Annotated in this window: 2 protein-coding genes; both read right to left on the reverse strand. The window is 33.0% G+C overall.

All coding sequences use genetic code 11. From position 1 onward, the window contains the following. Window positions 1–166: 166 nt before the first annotated feature. Window positions 167–1,654: a hypothetical protein gene (locus HRT72_08600; GenBank protein ID NQY67766.1), complete on the reverse strand. Its 1,488-nt coding sequence runs from the start codon at window positions 1,652–1,654 to the stop codon at window positions 167–169. A gap of 395 nt (window positions 1,655–2,049) precedes the next feature. Next, window positions 2,050–3,192, reverse strand: coding sequence for a dTDP-4-amino-4,6-dideoxygalactose transaminase (rffA, locus tag HRT72_08605; GenBank protein ID NQY67767.1), 1,143 nt, complete (start codon window positions 3,190–3,192; stop codon window positions 2,050–2,052). Window positions 3,193–3,426 lie beyond the last annotated feature (234 nt).

Raw genomic sequence — 3,426 nt, forward strand, 5'->3', positions numbered from 1 at the left:
GCCCGTATAGTGGCCAGACGTTCATCGTAAATGACTTGAGACCAATTAAATAGATTTGAAAAACGTCTGGTGTCCAAAAATTAGAGGAAAGGCCAAATGTAAGTCTAAAAAGAAATAAAAAGGGGATGAGTAAGTAAAGCTCGTTCTTAACCCGCATCTAGATTTATTAATTATTTTTTTTATCAATTATCCTCAGCAGAGTTTCTCGGCTTAAAGGATCTGTGGCAACTCTGACGAATAAGTGATCTGAATTAAAAGGCAACTGGTTATCAGTATTATAGAATAGATAATCAATATTTTTCTCACTCATATAATCAATAAGGGAGTATTCATTGATTTTCTTTTCATTATCAATACACCATTTGCCAAATGGAGAAAGATCATGCTTAATAACTAAATCCATAAAATCTTTGGATATGTTGTACCCGCTCGGGATGTTTTTTATGTTTGAAGTAAACTGGGCAATATCCATGAATGTGTAATCCCATCGCTGAATTTCCTGAGGATTGTATACTAGAAATTTAGGCGATTCCATTTTTTTGAACTCATTCAAACAAGTTTGTACATATTTTTGAGTATAGTCTGTCTTACATCCTTCGTCAATTGAAATAGGGGCGAAGAAGTTAATTGCAAATAAAAGAGCTCCAATTGAATAGATATATTTATTCATTAAATATGGAATTGATATAAGGAAGAAGACTAGGGTAGCAGATGGAAGAAAGTTGTAATAAGCTTGATTATAGTTAGGAGTGCCATGATATAGTGAAGCGAAAACCAGTCCGCCTAATAGGCTGGTAATTAAGATGATAATAATTTCTTTGTGTTGGCTAATAAATTGAAATTTGGATTTCACCAAGGCAATAATTAGTACCGTAACTACTGGAAGATAAAATACCCCTGATTTTATAATGTTTTCGAAAAATACAACAATTGCGGATTTAATATTGGATAGGAAAAAAACCTGTTCGAAAGCTGAATCGCTTTTGTTTGAGAGGTAATACATGTATATCGGAACAGTGACGATATAACAAGAAACCAGTATTAAGTTCTTTGATCGATTAATATAGGTGCCAGATGTTGTGAAAAAGAGGAATACTCCCAATAGTAGTGTTGCAGGTATTATGGGCACTAGTAACGTGTTGTACATTGTGCATGCCAAAAGTAGAAATAAAGTAGCTTTTAGTGTTTTTTTAGATATAAATGAATGAACTGCCCAAAGAATAAATGGATATATATATAGCAATTTCAATTGAAGGTATTTTGATAAATGAATTCCAAAATTGGAGTAGTTAAAAAGATCTAGTTCTTTTAACAACGGAATATTTAAAGTGAGCGTGAATGTTAATAGAAAGGGGAGAAGAATTAAGCTCAAAATATTTTCAGAATATTTCTCAATAAAAGATGAAATTCCTAATAAAGTGAGGAAATAGAAAAAGGGATAGACAACAACCATTAAAATTCGGAATGTGCTGATATTGCTTAATATGGATAGTAAAGCAGTTAACCATAAGTCGAAATAATGGTATAATATAGTGCCTGAGGGGTGGTATAATGGAGTGAATCTTACGTCAGTAGATTCAATGCCTTCTTTCATCAGTCCTCTGGCAATTTCCGAATAGAAGCTAAAATCATAGTGTCCTTGAATAATTGACATTGTTGAGTAATCAATGGAATAACGAGACCAATAAAAAAATGATATAAGGGCAAGTGAGACTGTTGTGACTGTTTGTCGTTTGTTTACAGGCGGTAGCTTTAGTCTAATTGATGATATGTTTTTCAAATGTCCTTTGAAATAGAAATACAATAACGTAGAAGGAATACATACTATGACAAAGCTGGTAAACCCACTTTTGAGCAATGCAAAGCATAGAATAATAGATAGCGAACCTATGAAAATATGTTCAAATGATTTTATCGAATTATTTCCCAAAGCCCCCTTGGGATTTATAATTCCGCCGATTAAATACGCAAATGCTATTAGAAATAGGTATATAAAGAATAATGCAACTATTAACACTTCAGTACTAACTTGATACGTTTGATATAAAATTAATTAATGTCTAAACCTTCTAAAAAGTGCTTAACACATTCTATCACCTTCAATTGATCTCCTATTGAAAGTTCATAATAAAAAGGTAATCGAAGAAGTCTATTTGCGAATATTTCGCTGTTGGGTAATTCTCTTGAGTCGTGTACCTTACTGTAGTAGGCGCTTTTATGAAGAGGTAAGTAATGAAAAACTGCCTTCATTTTATTTGACTCTAAAAACTCGATTAATTTTGTTCTAATGTCAATAGTAGGTAACACGAGATAAAACAGGTGAGCATTATTTGTTGCAAACTTTGGTAGGCGAATTAATTTTATTTTCCCTTCGAAGTCAAAAGACTCAAATGCTTTGAAGTAGGTGTTCCATATTAATTTTCTCTTCTTTTGGATATTGTCCATGTTTTCAAGTTGCGCATATAAGAATGCAGAGATAACTTCAGAAGGAAGAAAGGATGAACCAATATCAACCCATCCATATTTATTTATTTCACCACGATGAAAGGCTGCCCTGTTAGTGCCTTTTTCCCAGATAATTTCAGCTCTTTCAGCAAATGTATCATCATTAATTACGAGCATACCACCTTCTCCGCAAATAATATTTTTTGTTTCGTGAAATGAAAATGTCCCGAAGTGACCAATGCTTCCTAGTGGTTTCCCTTTGTAATAAGAATCAATAGCTTGAGCTGCATCTTCAATAACATAAAGGCTATGCCTCTTAGCTATGCTCATGATTTTATCCATTTCGCATGCAACACCCGCATAATGAACAACCACAATTGCTTTGGTTTTTGGCGTAATTAATTCTTCAATTTTATAAGCATCAATATTAGGATTATCATCGAGGCTATCAGCAAATACTATTTTAGCCCCTCGTAAAATAAATGCGTTAGCTGTAGAAACAAATGTATAGGATGGTACGATTACTTCATCACCCTCTTTAATATTGATTAAAAGGCTGGTCATCTCTAATGCGTCAGTACACGAGGTGGTTAATAGGCATTTATTGAAACCATACTTTTTTTCAAAAAAGGCATGGCACTTTTGTGTAAACACTCCGTTCCCTGATATTTTTTTCGATTTTACCGCCTCCTTTATGTACTCTGTTTCTTTGCCTGTAAGAAAAGGTTTGTTAAATGGAATTTTCATTTGAGCCGTAATGGTTTTCTGAAACAACTGTGTCTTATTCAAATATACAAACTCAGACCTTTTTAATAACCTATTCTAATGATTAGAAATATAAGATTTAGCTTATATTAGATTCAATTAACCCAAATTGAACTTTCCGTTCATGGAAATATCTATTGTTACTTCTATTTACTTAGCTGAAAATATTGTCGACGAATTGGTGCGGCAGATCAAAGATTCGCTAAAGGGTATTAC

It is taken from the genome of Flavobacteriales bacterium, from assembly GCA_013214975.1.
In the GTDB taxonomy this organism is placed as follows: Bacteria; Bacteroidota; Bacteroidia; order DT-38; family DT-38; genus DT-38.